The sequence below is a fragment of the Marinobacter manganoxydans MnI7-9 genome, assembly GCF_000235625.1.
GTDB classification, from domain to species: Bacteria; Pseudomonadota; Gammaproteobacteria; order Pseudomonadales; family Oleiphilaceae; genus Marinobacter; species Marinobacter manganoxydans.
The window spans coordinates 37,392-51,245 of sequence record NZ_AGTR01000080.1; the positions used below are offsets into that span (position 1 = coordinate 37,392).

Annotated in this window: 12 protein-coding genes; 3 read left to right on the plus strand and 9 right to left on the minus strand. The window is 57.9% G+C overall.

Going from position 1 to position 13,854, the window contains the following annotated elements:
* Window positions 1-50: 50 nt before the first annotated feature.
* The 3 genes from KYE_RS15620 to KYE_RS15630 all read right to left on the minus strand — a co-directional run bounded on the left by KYE_RS15620 (window position 51) and on the right by KYE_RS15630 (window position 4,036).
* Window positions 51-1,565 carry a DUF5666 domain-containing protein gene (locus KYE_RS15620; RefSeq protein ID WP_008175271.1) on the minus strand — a complete coding sequence of 505 codons (1,515 nt, stop codon included), beginning with the start codon at window positions 1,563-1,565 and terminating at the stop codon, window positions 51-53.
* A gap of 76 nt (window positions 1,566-1,641) precedes the next feature.
* Window positions 1,642-2,493, minus strand: a complete 852-nt coding sequence (locus KYE_RS15625) for a DUF6502 family protein (RefSeq protein WP_008175272.1) — start codon at window positions 2,491-2,493, stop codon at window positions 1,642-1,644.
* Between the two features lie 82 nt (window positions 2,494-2,575).
* Complete coding sequence (locus KYE_RS15630) at window positions 2,576-4,036, minus strand: DUF5666 domain-containing protein (RefSeq protein WP_008175273.1); 1,461 nt, start codon at window positions 4,034-4,036, stop codon at window positions 2,576-2,578.
* Window positions 4,037-4,241: 205 nt separating this feature from the next.
* Between KYE_RS15630 and KYE_RS21460 the strand changes: the two genes are divergently transcribed.
* Window positions 4,242-4,415, plus strand: a complete 174-nt coding sequence (locus tag KYE_RS21460) for a DUF6435 family protein (protein WP_008175274.1) — start codon at window positions 4,242-4,244, stop codon at window positions 4,413-4,415.
* Window positions 4,416-4,428: 13 nt separating this feature from the next.
* Here the strand turns inward: KYE_RS21460 and KYE_RS15635 are convergent, their stop codons facing one another.
* The 6 genes from KYE_RS15635 to tkt all read right to left on the minus strand — a co-directional run bounded on the left by KYE_RS15635 (window position 4,429) and on the right by tkt (window position 11,253).
* Complete coding sequence (locus tag KYE_RS15635) at window positions 4,429-4,773, minus strand: chaperone modulator CbpM (RefSeq protein ID WP_008175275.1); 345 nt, start codon at window positions 4,771-4,773, stop codon at window positions 4,429-4,431.
* 13 nt (window positions 4,774-4,786) lie between these two features.
* Complete coding sequence (locus tag KYE_RS15640) at window positions 4,787-5,758, minus strand: DnaJ C-terminal domain-containing protein (protein ID WP_008175276.1); 972 nt, start codon at window positions 5,756-5,758, stop codon at window positions 4,787-4,789.
* Window positions 5,759-5,912: 154 nt separating this feature from the next.
* Window positions 5,913-6,977, minus strand: a complete 1,065-nt coding sequence (fba, locus tag KYE_RS15645; protein WP_008175283.1) for a class II fructose-bisphosphate aldolase — start codon at window positions 6,975-6,977, stop codon at window positions 5,913-5,915.
* A gap of 54 nt (window positions 6,978-7,031) precedes the next feature.
* A complete protein-coding gene (locus tag KYE_RS15650) occupies window positions 7,032-8,192 on the minus strand; it encodes a phosphoglycerate kinase (RefSeq protein WP_008175289.1) in 1,161 nt (386 codons plus the stop codon).
* A 29-nt stretch (window positions 8,193-8,221) separates the two neighbouring features.
* Window positions 8,222-9,253, minus strand: coding sequence for a type I glyceraldehyde-3-phosphate dehydrogenase (gap, locus tag KYE_RS15655; RefSeq protein WP_008175297.1), 1,032 nt, complete (start codon window positions 9,251-9,253; stop codon window positions 8,222-8,224).
* Window positions 9,253-11,253: a transketolase gene (tkt, locus tag KYE_RS15660; RefSeq protein ID WP_008175300.1), complete on the minus strand. Its 2,001-nt coding sequence runs from the start codon at window positions 11,251-11,253 to the stop codon at window positions 9,253-9,255. The genes gap and tkt overlap by 1 nt, the downstream gene beginning before the upstream one ends.
* 235 nt (window positions 11,254-11,488) lie before the next feature.
* On the opposite strand from tkt, the gene KYE_RS15665 reads away from it, so the two are divergent.
* Window positions 11,489-12,490: an ArsR/SmtB family transcription factor gene (locus tag KYE_RS15665; RefSeq protein WP_039882088.1), complete on the plus strand. Its 1,002-nt coding sequence runs from the start codon at window positions 11,489-11,491 to the stop codon at window positions 12,488-12,490.
* Between the two features lie 149 nt (window positions 12,491-12,639).
* Entirely contained in the window at window positions 12,640-13,830 is a 1,191-nt protein-coding gene (gene metK, locus KYE_RS15670; RefSeq protein WP_008175302.1) for a methionine adenosyltransferase, read from the plus strand.
* Window positions 13,831-13,854: the final 24 nt, after the last annotated feature.

Consider the following 13,854-nt stretch of genomic DNA (forward strand, 5'->3'; position numbering starts at 1 on the left):
ATAGCAAAACCCGGGCCGGAGTGGGCCGCATTTATGTACGGGTTTTGTAGTTAATCGTCATCGCTTTCTTCCAGATCGATTTCGTCGGCGATGAAGTTGTTCCCGTTCCTCGAATATTCAACTTCGAGAATCAAAAGCTCGCCATCATCAAAACGATCAATAATTTCACTTTGAGTATTACTGTCGTAAACCGCTGGTCCGGCATCGATCGATACACCGAGAACCGTGATGGTGCTCGGAGTGATGCTCGTAAGCTTTCCTTCAAGCTCGTAAAGATCTCGATCATCGAAATCTGCAATTTCGTCATCAACCTCCACCTTCAAAGCTTCGATAAATACATCTGCACCCTGCTCTTTCTCAATGCCCTCGACCTCCACTGTGGTCGAACCAATGGGGAGGGTCTGGAATGAGATACCAGAGCCGTCTTCGACAGTGAAGGCAGTCGTCGACGAAATCCGAACTTCAACACCGCCGACTAGGAAAGAGTTGTCAGCAGAGGAAGAAACTACTCCCTTCACTTTCGCATTGCCGTCCCGGATCTCAATTTCCTCCGCTTCAACAACCGTATCCGAGACGAACTGCCCTTCCACCTGTATCAGGAGCCCTTCGGTAAGCTCGTCGAGAGTAATGCTGTCATCCAGTTCGGTTGCATCTGTCACCCGAACGGTCAGACCTCCCATCGTAAACTCTCCCGGGCGTGAGCTGATACCGGAAGCGGTATAGGGCGCATCAATTATCGCGGTGAACTCGATATCGTCAGCACTGCTGCGACTGAAGCGTCGGGCGTCGTCCCGGTCAATGGTAGCGGCAGTCAACACGCTTCCTGACAGGGTTCCCTCTACCTCCAGGACAGCGCCGTTGATCAGGTTCGCCTCGGTCAGGTCTGATCCGAAACTGACGCTGTTCTCATCATATTCAACGGTGATCGTGCCAATCGTGAATTGATTCTGGGATATATCCACCGCTGACAATGTGCCTTCCAACTCGATACTAGTCAGATCCGGATTGATGACCGCGATGTAGCCGGCCCGATAGGAGCCATCGGCCTGACGCCAGGCGCTGACACGGACATGATCTGTGATAGAGGGTTCGCCAAGCAGTGTGGCGTAAGTTGTGCCGCGAACCACCGTCTGGCGATCAACCCGCACGGATTGCCCCATCACTGAAAGGGTCACGAATTCACCGGCACCACTTGGATCGGCGGTCACTAGGTCTACCGGACCCCGCAATGTATCGTCGTAACTGAGCTTCTCGGCCGTGCCTTCGCCATCATCAAACCACTCGCCTTCAACCCTGAGAATCATTCCTTCACTCAGAAGGCCTTCAGCAGTGATGCCGTCATTGCTTTCCACTTCCCGATTCGGAATGTCATCGGTGCTGAATTCAACGCCATTAACAAAAACACTTCCGAATCCGGAAACCGGACCAACGCTGGACCCGGTGCCCCGGATACCACCATCGGCAACATCAAGGCCTCCGCCAGCGCCACCGCAGGCGGAGATCGCCCCGAAGACCACTGTGCCGGCTGCCAGCCCAATAACACGATTGCAGAAGTGCCGTTTCATAACCTTTATCTCCGTAACCGGCGTTCCTGGCCGGCATCTGTCATATCGCTTGTTTAAAGCGCCTGCGGAAACTTTTTTATTCCCCACCCCGGCCGCCTTTCCCGGCAGGCTCTTCAAAAAAGAAGATGCTCACGCCGGTTCGGACGGGCTCACCGGATACACTTTCAGGCTCTTGACCGGATATATCCCGATCATGGGGACCAAGCCACTTGTCCAGTTCTTCCAGAAGAGACTGGGAACGTTCGGCTGCATGCCTGCGCCAGCGCTCCATCACTTCCGGAGGGATATTGTTGTAGGTCAGGGTTCTCTGGAACAGAGGTGGCTGCCCGGACTCGTCACTGACCAGATTGTGATCAATGGTTGCGATGAGATCCGATACGTCTTCACCGAAAATCTGCAGCATTTCCTCGCTGTCTCCTGCCGGGACAAAGGCCCTTTGCTGCAGGACCAGGCGGCCAGATTCCCCCTCCACGGAAACCACCCCCACCCGAAGCAGTTCATCCAGCACGGAACGGGGCGGCATGTCGCCGCTGTAGCGTTTGACCAGCTCGCTGAAGCTTGCAGGCCCGTCGAAAGCCAGCATTGCAGGCTCTCCGTCCTTGGCCTGAAACACCGCATCGTGGACCCAGCCCGATACCACCCGGGACGCCCGGTTGGTATGAAGCACATCACGGCTTCCAGTATCTTCCCCTGCCAGGATCTCCCGCTGGCGTTTGACTTCCTTTCGGGTCAGCCCGGTCATGACCGCAGCCCGTGAGTCCGTGGGCTTTCTCCGGTCGTCGGTGAAGTCCTCCAGGGCGGCTTCCACGTAGGCACGTTTAACCAGCTCGGAAAACTCACCGAAAGGAATACCATTGCGCAACAGCAACCTCGCCAGAGGGCGCAGAATGCGAAACAGCGCTTGATGCAGGGGGTTGGGCTTTTTCATGTTTGGGATTGTATTCCCATAGCGACTTCGAAAGCCAGAATGCGGGCCGACAACACCCCGGCCCGCTCCGGTGTTTCACTGATCAATCATCGCTGTCACTGTCGTCATTGCTGTCGTCGACCTCGACGTTCTCGGTCAGCTCATACAGGCCACCGATGGTCTGGCGGTACCCGATTTCCACTTCATCACCAACCTGTGCGCCGGACAGGCTGTAGCCATTGCGAAGCACCTCAAGATTCATGATGGTGATGGAATCGGCTCCGATGGCACTCACCCGTGCCTCGAGCTCAAAATCGTCATCGTCGTCGTCATCCTCGCGTTCAATGCTGATGGCCTCGAGGAATCCGCCATCACTGCTCTGCTGGCGACCTTCAATTTCGAGATAGTCTCCCACCTGCAGGCTCTGGATATCCTGAACGCGACTGCGACGGTCATCTTCGTCATCGTCGTCGTCATCAATCAGGGTATTGCCGGTCAGCTGGACCCGGACGCCACTGACGACCATGGTTTCATTGGTCAGATCAAGAGACTCGATGCGACCATCCAGCTCGGCATCGGAATCCCGGCCTTCGATCTCTTCAGCCACCAGGACGCCATTGCGGAAACCCCCTTCCACTTTCACAAACAGGCCATCGGCAAGGCTGCTTTCGCGGAGATCGTCGAACTCGGTGCCACCATCAATCTGGACGCGCACCCCATTCACCGAGAACTGTCCGCTGGCAGCGTCATAGTCATAAATGCTGCCGGAGATTTCGACATCGTCATCATCGTCGAAGAGGTCGTCCTCATCATCGATCTCCTCGGCCATGATGGTGTTGCCGTCCAGGTAGCCTTCCACTTCCACCACGATTCCATTTGCCAGATCGTCCAGAGAGAAGCCGTCATCGCCGACAGCGCTGGTGTAATCAACCAGGAAACCGTTGATGGTGAAGGTCTGGGCGCTTGTGTCCAGATCGGCAACAACGCCTTCAATTTCTACTTCGTTGTTGTCATCGAATTCCAGGCCAATGGCCCGGGCACCAACAAAGCTTGCCCGGAAGCTGCCATCCTCAAGGCGCCAGGCGCTGACCCTTACACGATAGCCCTGGGGATTGTCGGCAAGGGCCGTTGGTGTTGCGCCGCGGAAGACGGTTTTGCCATCCAGGGCAATGCTCTGGCCAAGCATGGTCAGAGTTCCGGTGCGGGTAACCTCATCCCAACTCATGCCAGAAATCGGCCCGCGCAGGGTATCGTCATAACTGACTTTGTCCGCCCGCCCCTGACCCCTGTCATCCCAATCGCCCTCAACTTTGAGGATCATGCCCTTTTCGAGCTGATCCTCGCGTTCCAGGCCATCGTCGCTGCTAACGCTGCCGTTGGTCTCAAATCGGGTACCGTTCACGTAAACACTGCCGAAGCCCGATACCGCCCCGACACTGGTCCCCGATGAAGCATCACTTGTTGAGGCGTCTCCAGAGCCACCGCCTCCGCAAGCGGCGAGCGCGCCAGCAAGAGCGCCGGTCATGGCCAATTTCACTGCAATTGCTAAAGGTTTGCGATTCATCGTTCTTCTCCAGGCTTGTTGTTACGTCCCCGGGCGACCACGTCTTAGCGCCCGACAATAAATTGGGAATTTTTTCCCATATATCTATTTGGGAATTTAATCCCATTATTTTTGGCTGTCCAGTTTTTGATCATGAAAATTTTGTGAACTTTATGGAGCAAAAAACGTAAATCTTTGAACGTTCAGCCAAAACAGGTTCATTACGATGTTGGGATTTTTGAAAGGCGATCCGAAGAAAAAACTGCAGAAACAATACGAGGCGAAGCTCGCCAAGGCACTGGATGCCCAGCGCAATGGCGATCTGAGAACTCATGGAACCCTCATGGAGGAGGCAGAAAAGATCTACGCCGAGATCCAGGCGCTGGACGAAAAGAAATAAGCGGGGGGAGCGTTTACTCCCCCATCAATTGCCGGATGCGGTGATTGAGACGGGCCACTTCCCGACGCATTTCCTCCACCTCATCGAGCAGTTCCAGAGACATGGCCAGGCCGGGCAGATTCATTTTCAGGTCCCTCTGTAATCTCTGCGCTTTGCGCAATCGGCTCAGGGCAGCGACATCGAACTCCCATTGCCGTGCCTCCGGGTAATCTTCCAGCGGGGCAATGATCCCGTAGTCCACCAGTTTTATGACAAACTCGGCATGGCACTCGCCACGCTCGCAGATTTCACGCAGGGTGAAGGTGCTGCCACTCTGGTCAAGTACCTCTACCGTCAGCACATGATCTTTATTGCTCATACCTTACTCCCGCTCACACGTGAAGCTTGCTGCGTGGATTGAATTGCTTCTCGGCCTCGGCCAGCTGCTCGTAGAGCTTTTCGGCCTCAGGGCTGTGTTTCTCGGGCATGGCAATCTGCAGGATGACAATCTGATCGCCCGGGTGCTTGCCCGGGAAACCCTTACCCTTGAGGCGCAGCTTCCGTCCACTGGTGGAGCCCTTCGGCACCTTCACATTCACCTTTGAGCCAATCGTTGGCACGGTCACCGTTGCCCCCAGAGCGGCCTCCCAGGGGGCGATCGGAACCGTGACCAATACGTCCCGGCCCTCCACCGTGAAATGCGGGTGGGGTGCCAGCTCCACTTCAATGAACAGATCGCCTGGTTCTCCGCCACCAAAGCCCGGCGCCCCCTGGCCTTTGAGGCGAATATGCTGGCCCTCGCGCATGCCTGCGGGAATCTTCACTTTCAGGGTCTTTTGCCGCGGCATCACCCGGCCATGCTCATCGGCCTCATGTACCGCAAAAGAAACCTGCTTTTCACAGCCGTGAAACGCTTCTTCGAGGAACAGGGCGAGCCTCGCATGCACATCCTCACCGCGCATTCTCATGTTCTGGCGGAAACCGCCACCACCGTGGCCCCCGGAGAAACCGCCCTGGCGACCACCTCCGAATATCTCCTCGAAGAAGTCGCTGAACTGGCGCGCGTCGGCATCGGTATAACCTCCGCCACCGAAACCGGCACCGCTTTGCCAGCCCGGAGGCGGCTCGAACGAACCATCCGCCCTGGCGCCGTACTTACGCAGCTGGTCGTACTCCGCGCGCTTCTCGGGATCTTTCAGTACTTCGTAGGCTTCACCCACTTCCTTGAATTTGGTGTCGGCGTCCTCTTCCTTACTGACATCCGGATGGTATTTCCGTGCCAGCTTTCGGTAGGCTTTTTTTATCTCCTCGGCGGAGGCAGACTCACTCACACCGAGTACGGCGTAATAGTCTTTGAAGTCCATCAGGATCCTCACCACTGGTTATTCTGCTGGGCGTATGCCCGCTTACTAACCACTATATTTGATGAGATTGGGAAAATTACAAGGGGAAGGTCGTTCGTACTTGAGGTGGGTCAGGCATTTGGGGCGGAGATCCGCCCCAAATGAATAACAGAACTTACTTAACTTTCGGGTCCAGCTCGCCAGAGGCGTAACGCTCGAACATGCGCTCAAGGTTCACCGGCTTGATCTTGCTGGCGTTGCCGGCACAACCGAAGGCTTCGTAGCGTGCGATGCACACGTCGGTCATGGCCTTCATGGTTTCCTTGAGGAATTTGCGCGGGTCGAACTCGGCCGGGTTCTCAGCCAGGAAGCGACGGACAGCACCAGTGCTGGCGAGACGCAGGTCGGTATCAATGTTGACCTTGCGCACGCCGTGCTTGATGCCCTCTACGATTTCTTCGACCGGTACACCGTAGGTTTCCGGAATCTCGCCACCGTATTCGTTGATGATCTTCAGCCACTCCTGGGGTACGGAGCTGGAGCCGTGCATAACCAGGTGGGTGTCCGGGATGCGGGCGTGGATGGCTTTGATCTGGTCGATGGCCAAGATGTCGCCTGTGGGCGGACGGGTAAACTTGTAGGCGCCGTGGCTGGTGCCGATGGCGATGGCCAGGGCATCAACGTGGGTTTTCTTGACGAAGTCCGCCGCTTCTTCCGGGTCGGTCAGCATCTGGCTGTGATCCAGGGTACCTTCCGCACCGATGCCGTCTTCTTCACCGGCCTGGCCGGTTTCGAGAGAACCCAGGCAACCAAGCTCGCCTTCTACGGAGACACCGCAGGCGTGGGCCATTTCAACGGTGCGACGGGTAACATCAACGTTGTATTCGTAGTCGGTGGGGGTTTTACCGTCTTCACCAAGGGAGCCGTCCATCATCACGGAGCTGAAGCCCAGCTGGATGGAGCGCTGGCACACGGAGGGGCTGGTGCCGTGGTCCTGGTGCATGACCACCGGGATGTGCGGGAATTCCTCGATGGCCGCCAGGATCAGATGGCGCAGAAATGGCGCACCGGCGTACTTACGGGCACCGGCGGAGGCCTGGACAATCACCGGGGAATCGGTTTTGTCGGCGGCTTCCATGATGGCGCGCATCTGTTCCAGGTTGTTGACGTTAAAGGCTGGCACACCGTAACCATGCTCGGCGGCGTGATCCAGCATTTGCCGCATCGAAATCAGGGCCATGGGTCGTCTCCTTCATTTGGACTTTGGGGATAGTTGGATTCTTTCAGTAACTCGTTACGCGCCGCGTTCTTCCAGCACCGCTACTGCCGGGAGCGTCTTTCCTTCTACGAATTCCAGGAACGCGCCACCACCGGTGGAGATATACGAGATTTTGTCAGCAACGCCGTACTTGTCAACGGCGGCGACGGTGTCACCACCGCCAGCGAGGGAGAAGGCGTCGCTTTCGGCGATGGCATTAGCAAGCGCTTTGGTGCCGTTGCCGAACTGGTCGAATTCAAAAACGCCAACCGGGCCGTTCCAGAGGATGGTTTTGGCGTTTTTCAGCAGTTCAGCGAATTCGCCCGCGGTCTCAGGGCCCACATCGAGAATCATGTCGTCGTCGGTGACGTCGGAGATGTTCTTGACGGTAGCGGTGGCGGTTTCGGCGAACTCGCTGGCAACCACCACGTCTACCGGCAGCGGGATTTCGACGCGGCTGGCGATGTCTTTGGCGGTGTCGATCAGGTCGTGTTCGCATAGCGATTTGCCGACCGGGTGACCGGCCGCTGCCAGGAAGGTGTTGGCGATGCCGCCGCCCACGATGATGGAGTCACACACTTTCTCAAGGGCGTTGAGCACGTCCAGTTTGGTAGAAACCTTGGAGCCGCCAACGATGGCAACCACCGGTTTGGCCGGGTTGTCCAGGGCTTTGCCCAGGGCTTCGAGTTCGGCCGCCAGCAGCGGGCCAGCACAGGCCTCGGGGGCGAATCTGGCCACACCATGGGTGGAAGCCTGGGCGCGGTGCGCCGTGCCGAAGGCGTCCATGACGTAGACATCGCACAGGGCCGCGTACTTCTTCGCGAGGTCTTCGTTGTCTTTCTTTTCGCCCTTGTTGAAGCGAACGTTCTCGAACAGGACAACTTCGCCATCGGCGACTTCAACGCCGTCCAGATAGTCCTTGATCAGGCGAACTTCCTGGCCCAGCACCTTGGTCAGGTGGTCGGCGACCGGCTTCATGGAGGAGGCTTCGTCGTAAACGCCTTCCTCCGGGCGGCCCAGATGGGACATCAGCATGACTTTGGCGCCCGCGTCTTTAGCCGCCTTGATGGTGGGCAGTGACGCGCGAATGCGGGCGTCACTGGAGACTTTGCCGTCCTTGACCGGCACGTTCAAATCTTCGCGGATCAGCACTCGCTTACCGGCGAGGTTAAGGTCGGTCATTCTCTTGATGGCCATAACGTTCGTCCCTTCAACAAAATTTCAGATTAAGAATGTTTGGTTAACCAGCTTTTGCTGACATCGAGCATCCGGTTCGCGAACCCCCACTCATTATCGAACCAACACAGCACTTTCACCATGGTGCCCCCGGTGACCCGGGTCTGGCCGCCATCCACCACGCCGGAGTGGGCATCGTGGTTGAAGTCGGAGCTGGCCAGCAGTTCGTCGGTATAGCCGAGTATGCTCTTTAACGGGCCGTTGGCGGCCTCTTCTAACAGGTTGTTCACCGCTGCCACGTTGGTGGCTTTGCCCACGTTCACCACCATGTCGATGGCGGAGACATTCATGGTCGGCACCCGCATGGCGACCGAACTGAACTTGCCTTCCATGCTCGGCAGCAACCGCTCAATACCTTTCGCAAGACCGGTTTCCACCGGAACGATGTTGTGCAGGGCGCTGCGGGTTCGTCGCAAATCCTGGTGGTGGTAGGCATCGATAACCGGCTGGTCATTCATGGCCGCGTGAATCGTGGTGGTACTGCCCTGCTGCACGCCAAAGGCGTCGTCCAGCACCTTGATCACAGGCACCAGGCAGTTGGTGGTGCAGGAGGCGGCTGCAACGATCACGTCTTCCGGTGTGAGATCAGCGTGGTTGACCCCGTAGACAACGGTGCGGTCCACATCGGACTCGGCCGGCTGCGAGAAGAGCAGGCGTCTGGCCCCGGAATCGATGTGCTTCTCGGCCGTAGCACGATCCGAGAAGGCGCCGGAACATTCCAGTACCAGATCGACATCAAGCAGGCGCCAGGGCAGCTCTGCCGGGTCAGCGTGACTCAACACGCGGATGGCATCGCCATTGACCATCAGGTCCTGACCCGATACCGAAATGTCACCCTGGAAACGCCCGTGGGTGGAATCGTATCGGGTCAGGTGGGCAATGGTGTCGATATCCGACAACTCGTTGATCGCGACCACCTGAAGGTGATCGCGGAAGCCGTTTTCATAAAGCGCACGCAACACGCACTGGCCGATTCGGCCGTACCCGTTGATGGCGACACGAAAAGGCGCAGAGTCCGTCATCAGGCGTCCAGAAGCTCAGCAGCCACTTCCAGGACATTGTCGACGGTAAAGCCGAATTCCTTGAACAGCTCACCGGCCGGGGCGGACTCACCAAAGGTGGTCATGCCGATGATGCGACCGTCCAGGCCAACGTACTTGTACCAGTAATCGGCAATGCCGGCTTCAATGGCGATGCGGTTGGTGACATCCAGCGGCAGGACCTGCTGCTTGTACTCGGCGCTCTGGGCATCGAACACGTCCGTGGACGGCATGGAAACCACGCGCACGTTCTTGCCCTGATCACGAAGCTGGGCAGCCGCATCCTGCGCCAGGCCGACTTCGGAGCCGGTGGCAATCAGGATCAGGTCCGGCGTGCCTTCGCTGTCTGACAGGATATAGGCGCCCTTGGCTACGTCCGCCAGCTGTTGGGCATCGCGCGGCTGTGCCGGCAGCCCCTGACGGGAGAAGACCATGGCGGTCGGGCCATCGGTGCGCTCAAGAGCTGCTTTCCAGGCCACTGCGGATTCAACAGTATCCGCCGGACGCCACATGCTCATGTTGGGCGTGGTGCGCAGACTGGCCATCTGCTCGATAGGCTGGTGAGTCGGGCCATCTTCACCCAGGCCGATGGAGTCGTGGGTGAACACGAAGATGGAACGCTGCTTCATCAGCGCAGCCATGCGCACGGCGTTGCGGCAATATTCCATGAAGATCAGGAAGGTCGCGCCGTAGGGCACGAAACCGCAGTGCAGGGCGATGCCGTTCATGATCGCAGCCATGCCGAATTCACGGACACCGTAATAGATGTAGTTACCGCTGGCATCTTCCTTGGTCAGACCCTTGGTGTCGGACCAGATAGTCAGGTTGGAACCGGCCAGGTCGGCAGAGCCGCCCATCAGTTCCGGCAGCAGCGGGCCGTAAGCGTTCAGAGTGTTCTGGGACGCCTTGCGGGAAGCCACAGTCTCGGCCTTGTCCTGGCATTCCTGGATGTAAGCCTGGGCCTTCTCGGCAAAGTCGGCGGGCAGGTCGCCAGCCATGCGGCGCTTGAACTCAGCCGCCAGTTCCGGCTCCGCTTTTTCGTAGGCGGCAAACTTCTGTTCCCACTCGGACTGGGCAGCGGCACCTTTTTCACGGGCGTTCCAGGCACTGGCGATGTCGGCCGGAATTTCGAACGGACCGTACTGCCAGCCCAACTGCTCGCGGGTCAGGGTGATTTCGTCGTCACCCAGGGGGGCACCGTGACAGCTTTCCTTGCCCTGTTTGTTCGGGGAACCAAAGCCGATGATGGTCTTGCAGCAGATCAGCGTGGGCTGTTCGGTGTTGGCACGGGCGGCTTCGATCGCGGCGCGAATGGCGTCAGCATCATGGCCGTCGACTGCGGGAATCACCTGCCAGCCGTAAGACTCGAAACGCTGCGGGGTGTTATCAGTAAACCAGCCATCCACTTCGCCATCGATGGAGATGCCGTTGTCGTCATAGAAGAACACAAGCTTGCCGAGGCCGAGGGTGCCTGCCAGGGAGGCAACTTCGTGAGAGATGCCTTCCATCAGGCAGCCGTCGCCGAGGAACGCGTAGGTGTAGTGGTCAACGATCTCGTGGCCCGGACGGTTGAACTGCGCTGCCAGGGACTTCTCGGCAATGGCGAAACCAACGGCGTTGGCAATACCCTGGCCCAGGGGGCCGGTGGTGGTTTCGATACCCGGGGTGTAGCCGTACTCGGGGTGGCCCGGCGTCTTGGAGTGCAACTGACGGAAGTTCTTGATGTCTTCGATGGAAACGTCGTAACCGCTCAGGTGCAGCAGGGAGTACTGCAGCATGGAGCCGTGACCGTTGGACAGCACGAAGCGGTCCCGGTTGGCCCACTGAGGGTTGGCCGGGTTGTGGCTCAGGTAATCGTTCCACAGAACCTCGGCGATATCCGCCATACCCATGGGCGCACCCGGGTGGCCGGACTTGGCTTTCTGAACCGCATCCATGCTCAGCGCGCGAATGGCGTTGGCGAGATCTTTACGAGACGGCATTGACGTTTCTCCAGTGTTTTGCAGGAAAAGAATTCGTAGTGATTAAAGGGCGATCAAAATGAGGCGCGTATTTTCGCCGATTAGTGTGTGCCGGGGCAAATCGGCATGCGCCTGTTTCACGATTGTTTGCCTGTGGATTTCCGAAAGGTCTGATTTCAAAGAACGATAAATCTATATCAAAATTTTTTGATATGCCTATTGATTGACCACCCGAAGCCCCCTACACTTCGTTTCCATGACATCCATGAACACATACGCCGACAACCTGTCCTCCGTGGACGCACTGGCCCCGATCTTCAAAGCGGGCGGGGATCCGTTGCGGCTGGAGATTCTGCGTGTGTTGAGACGGGATACGTTCGGAGTTCTGGAGCTCAGCCAGTTGTTTGATATGCGCCAGTCCGGTATGAGCCACCACCTGAAGGTAATGAACAAGGCTGGTCTGCTTGAGCCCCAGCGTGAAGGCAATGCGATTTTCTATCGCCGCCCGCTGCACCTGGACAGCGACAAGCCAACCGACCAGACCATCCGACAGATATTTGAAGCGGTAGACCGGGTGCCACTGCCACCACATCTGCAGGAGCGCATTGAGGCCATTCGCACTCAGCGCGCAGACCAGTCCCAGGCTTTCTTCGCCCGGCATGCAGAGCAGTTCCGCGAGCAGCAGGAACTGATCGCCGCTTTTGATCTTTACGCAGAGCCGGTCGCGGAAATGATCCGCAAACGGTCCCGCAAACATCAATGGCAGGCCGCACTGGAAATCGGCCCCGGCGAAGGTGCCTTCCTACCGGTTCTGGCAGAGCTTTGTGGGCATGTGGTTGCCCTGGATAACAGCCGGGACATGCTGGCCAAGGCCACCCGCACCTGCATTGACGAACGGCTGAACAACATCGACCTGATAGAAGGTGTTACCGACACCCTGCTGGCCAGGGGCGACGCCTTCGACCTGGTCGTTGCGAATATGGTTCTGCATCACGTGCCCAGCCCCGCTGACATCTTCCTTGATGCCGCGGCGTTGATGAACAACGGCGGCTGCTTCGTAATCAGCGACCTGTGCAGCCATGACCAGGACTGGGCAAAAGCAAACTGCGGTGATCTCTGGCTCGGGTTTGAGCCGGAAGAGCTTACCACCTGGGCCGCGGACGCCGGCCTGGTTGCCGGAGAACAGCTGTTTATCGGCTTGCGGAACGGGTTCCAGATCCAGGTTCGGGAATTCTGGAAACACAGCGGTCAGATTTGACGACCTGGATCGCAATATCAACAAATTTTGATATACGGATACGTAGTTTTACGTATCCTCACACAGACCAACAAACCGGATACCGGAAAGCGCTTTAAGAAAACCGCTTACCGGCCTGAATTTGAATCGCTCACAGAGGAGCATGCGCTATGGCTGACTACAACATCTTCACTTCCGAATCGGTCTCTGAAGGCCATCCGGACAAACTGGCAGACCAGATCTCTGATGCCGTGCTGGATGCCATCCTGACCGACGATCCCCATGCCCGCGTTGCCTGCGAGACCATGGTAAAAACCGGTGTGGCCATCGTTGGCGGTGAGATCACCACCAGCGCCTGGGTGGATCTGGAAGACCTGGTGCGCGGTGTCATCAAGGACATCGGCTACACCTCCTCGAAAGTGGGCTACGACGGCGACACCTGCGGCATCATCAACATTATCGGCAAGCAGTCCGTCGATATCGCCCAGGGCGTTGATCGCAAGAAGCCTGAAGACCAGGGTGCCGGCGATCAGGGCCTGATGTTCGGCTATGCCAGCAACGAAACCGACGTACTCATGCCGGCGCCGATCACTTTCTCTCACCGTCTGGTGCAGCGCCAGGCCGAGGCCCGCAAGAGCGGCCTGCTGCCGTGGCTGCGCCCGGACGCCAAGAGCCAGGTGACCTGCCGCTACGAAAACGGCCGGGTTGCCGGTATCGACGCCGTGGTTCTGTCCACCCAGCACGATGAAGACGTGACCCAGGAAGACCTGAAAGAAGCGGTGATGGAACTGATCGTCAAGCACGCCTTGCCGCCCGAGCTGCTGCACAAGGACACTCAATTCCACATCAACCCGACCGGCAAGTTCGTGATTGGTGGCCCCGTTGGTGACTGTGGCCTGACCGGCCGCAAGATCATCGTCGACACCTACGGCGGTATGGCGCGCCACGGTGGTGGTGCGTTCTCCGGTAAGGATCCGTCCAAGGTTGACCGCTCTGCCGCTTACGCCGGCCGTTACGTAGCCAAGAACATCGTCGCCGCCGGCCTGGCCGACAAGTGCGAGATCCAGGTGTCCTACGCCATCGGCGTAGCCCAACCGACGTCGATCTCCCTGAACACCTTCGGAACCGGCAAGATCAGCGACGACAAGATCATTGAACTGGTGCGCCAGAACTTCGATCTGCGCCCGTATGCGATTACCAACATGCTTGACCTGCTGCATCCGATGTATCGGGCAACAGCCGCCTACGGCCACTTCGGTCGCGACCCCTATGAAATGACGGTTGGCGGCAAAACCTTTACCGCCTTCCCGTGGGAGAAGACCGATCGCGCCGCGGCCCTGAAAGATGCGGCTGGTATCTAAACCGATTTCGGGCGTATGTCATCA

Excerpts from the sequence above, each read along its gene's own strand:
- KYE_RS15625 (WP_008175272.1), bottom strand. The coding sequence starts at position 2,493 with ATGAAAAAGCCCAACCCCCTGCATCAAGCGCTGTTTCGCATTCTGCGC.
- KYE_RS15635 (WP_008175275.1), bottom strand. The coding sequence starts at position 4,773 with ATGAGCAATAAAGATCATGTGCTGACGGTAGAGGTACTTGACCAGAGT.
- KYE_RS15620 (WP_008175271.1), bottom strand. The coding sequence starts at position 1,565 with ATGAAACGGCACTTCTGCAATCGTGTTATTGGGCTGGCAGCCGGCACA.
- KYE_RS15630 (WP_008175273.1), bottom strand. The coding sequence starts at position 4,036 with ATGAATCGCAAACCTTTAGCAATTGCAGTGAAATTGGCCATGACCGGC.
- KYE_RS15650 (WP_008175289.1), bottom strand. The coding sequence starts at position 8,192 with ATGGCCATCAAGAGAATGACCGACCTTAACCTCGCCGGTAAGCGAGTG.
- KYE_RS15640 (WP_008175276.1), bottom strand. The coding sequence starts at position 5,758 with ATGGACTTCAAAGACTATTACGCCGTACTCGGTGTGAGTGAGTCTGCC.
- fba (WP_008175283.1), bottom strand. The coding sequence starts at position 6,977 with ATGGCCCTGATTTCGATGCGGCAAATGCTGGATCACGCCGCCGAGCAT.
- KYE_RS21460 (WP_008175274.1), top strand. The coding sequence starts at position 4,242 with ATGTTGGGATTTTTGAAAGGCGATCCGAAGAAAAAACTGCAGAAACAA.
- gap (WP_008175297.1), bottom strand. The coding sequence starts at position 9,253 with ATGACGGACTCTGCGCCTTTTCGTGTCGCCATCAACGGGTACGGCCGA.
- metK (WP_008175302.1), top strand. The coding sequence starts at position 12,640 with ATGGCTGACTACAACATCTTCACTTCCGAATCGGTCTCTGAAGGCCAT.
- KYE_RS15665 (WP_039882088.1), top strand. The coding sequence starts at position 11,489 with ATGACATCCATGAACACATACGCCGACAACCTGTCCTCCGTGGACGCA.
- tkt (WP_008175300.1), bottom strand. The coding sequence starts at position 11,253 with ATGCCGTCTCGTAAAGATCTCGCCAACGCCATTCGCGCGCTGAGCATG.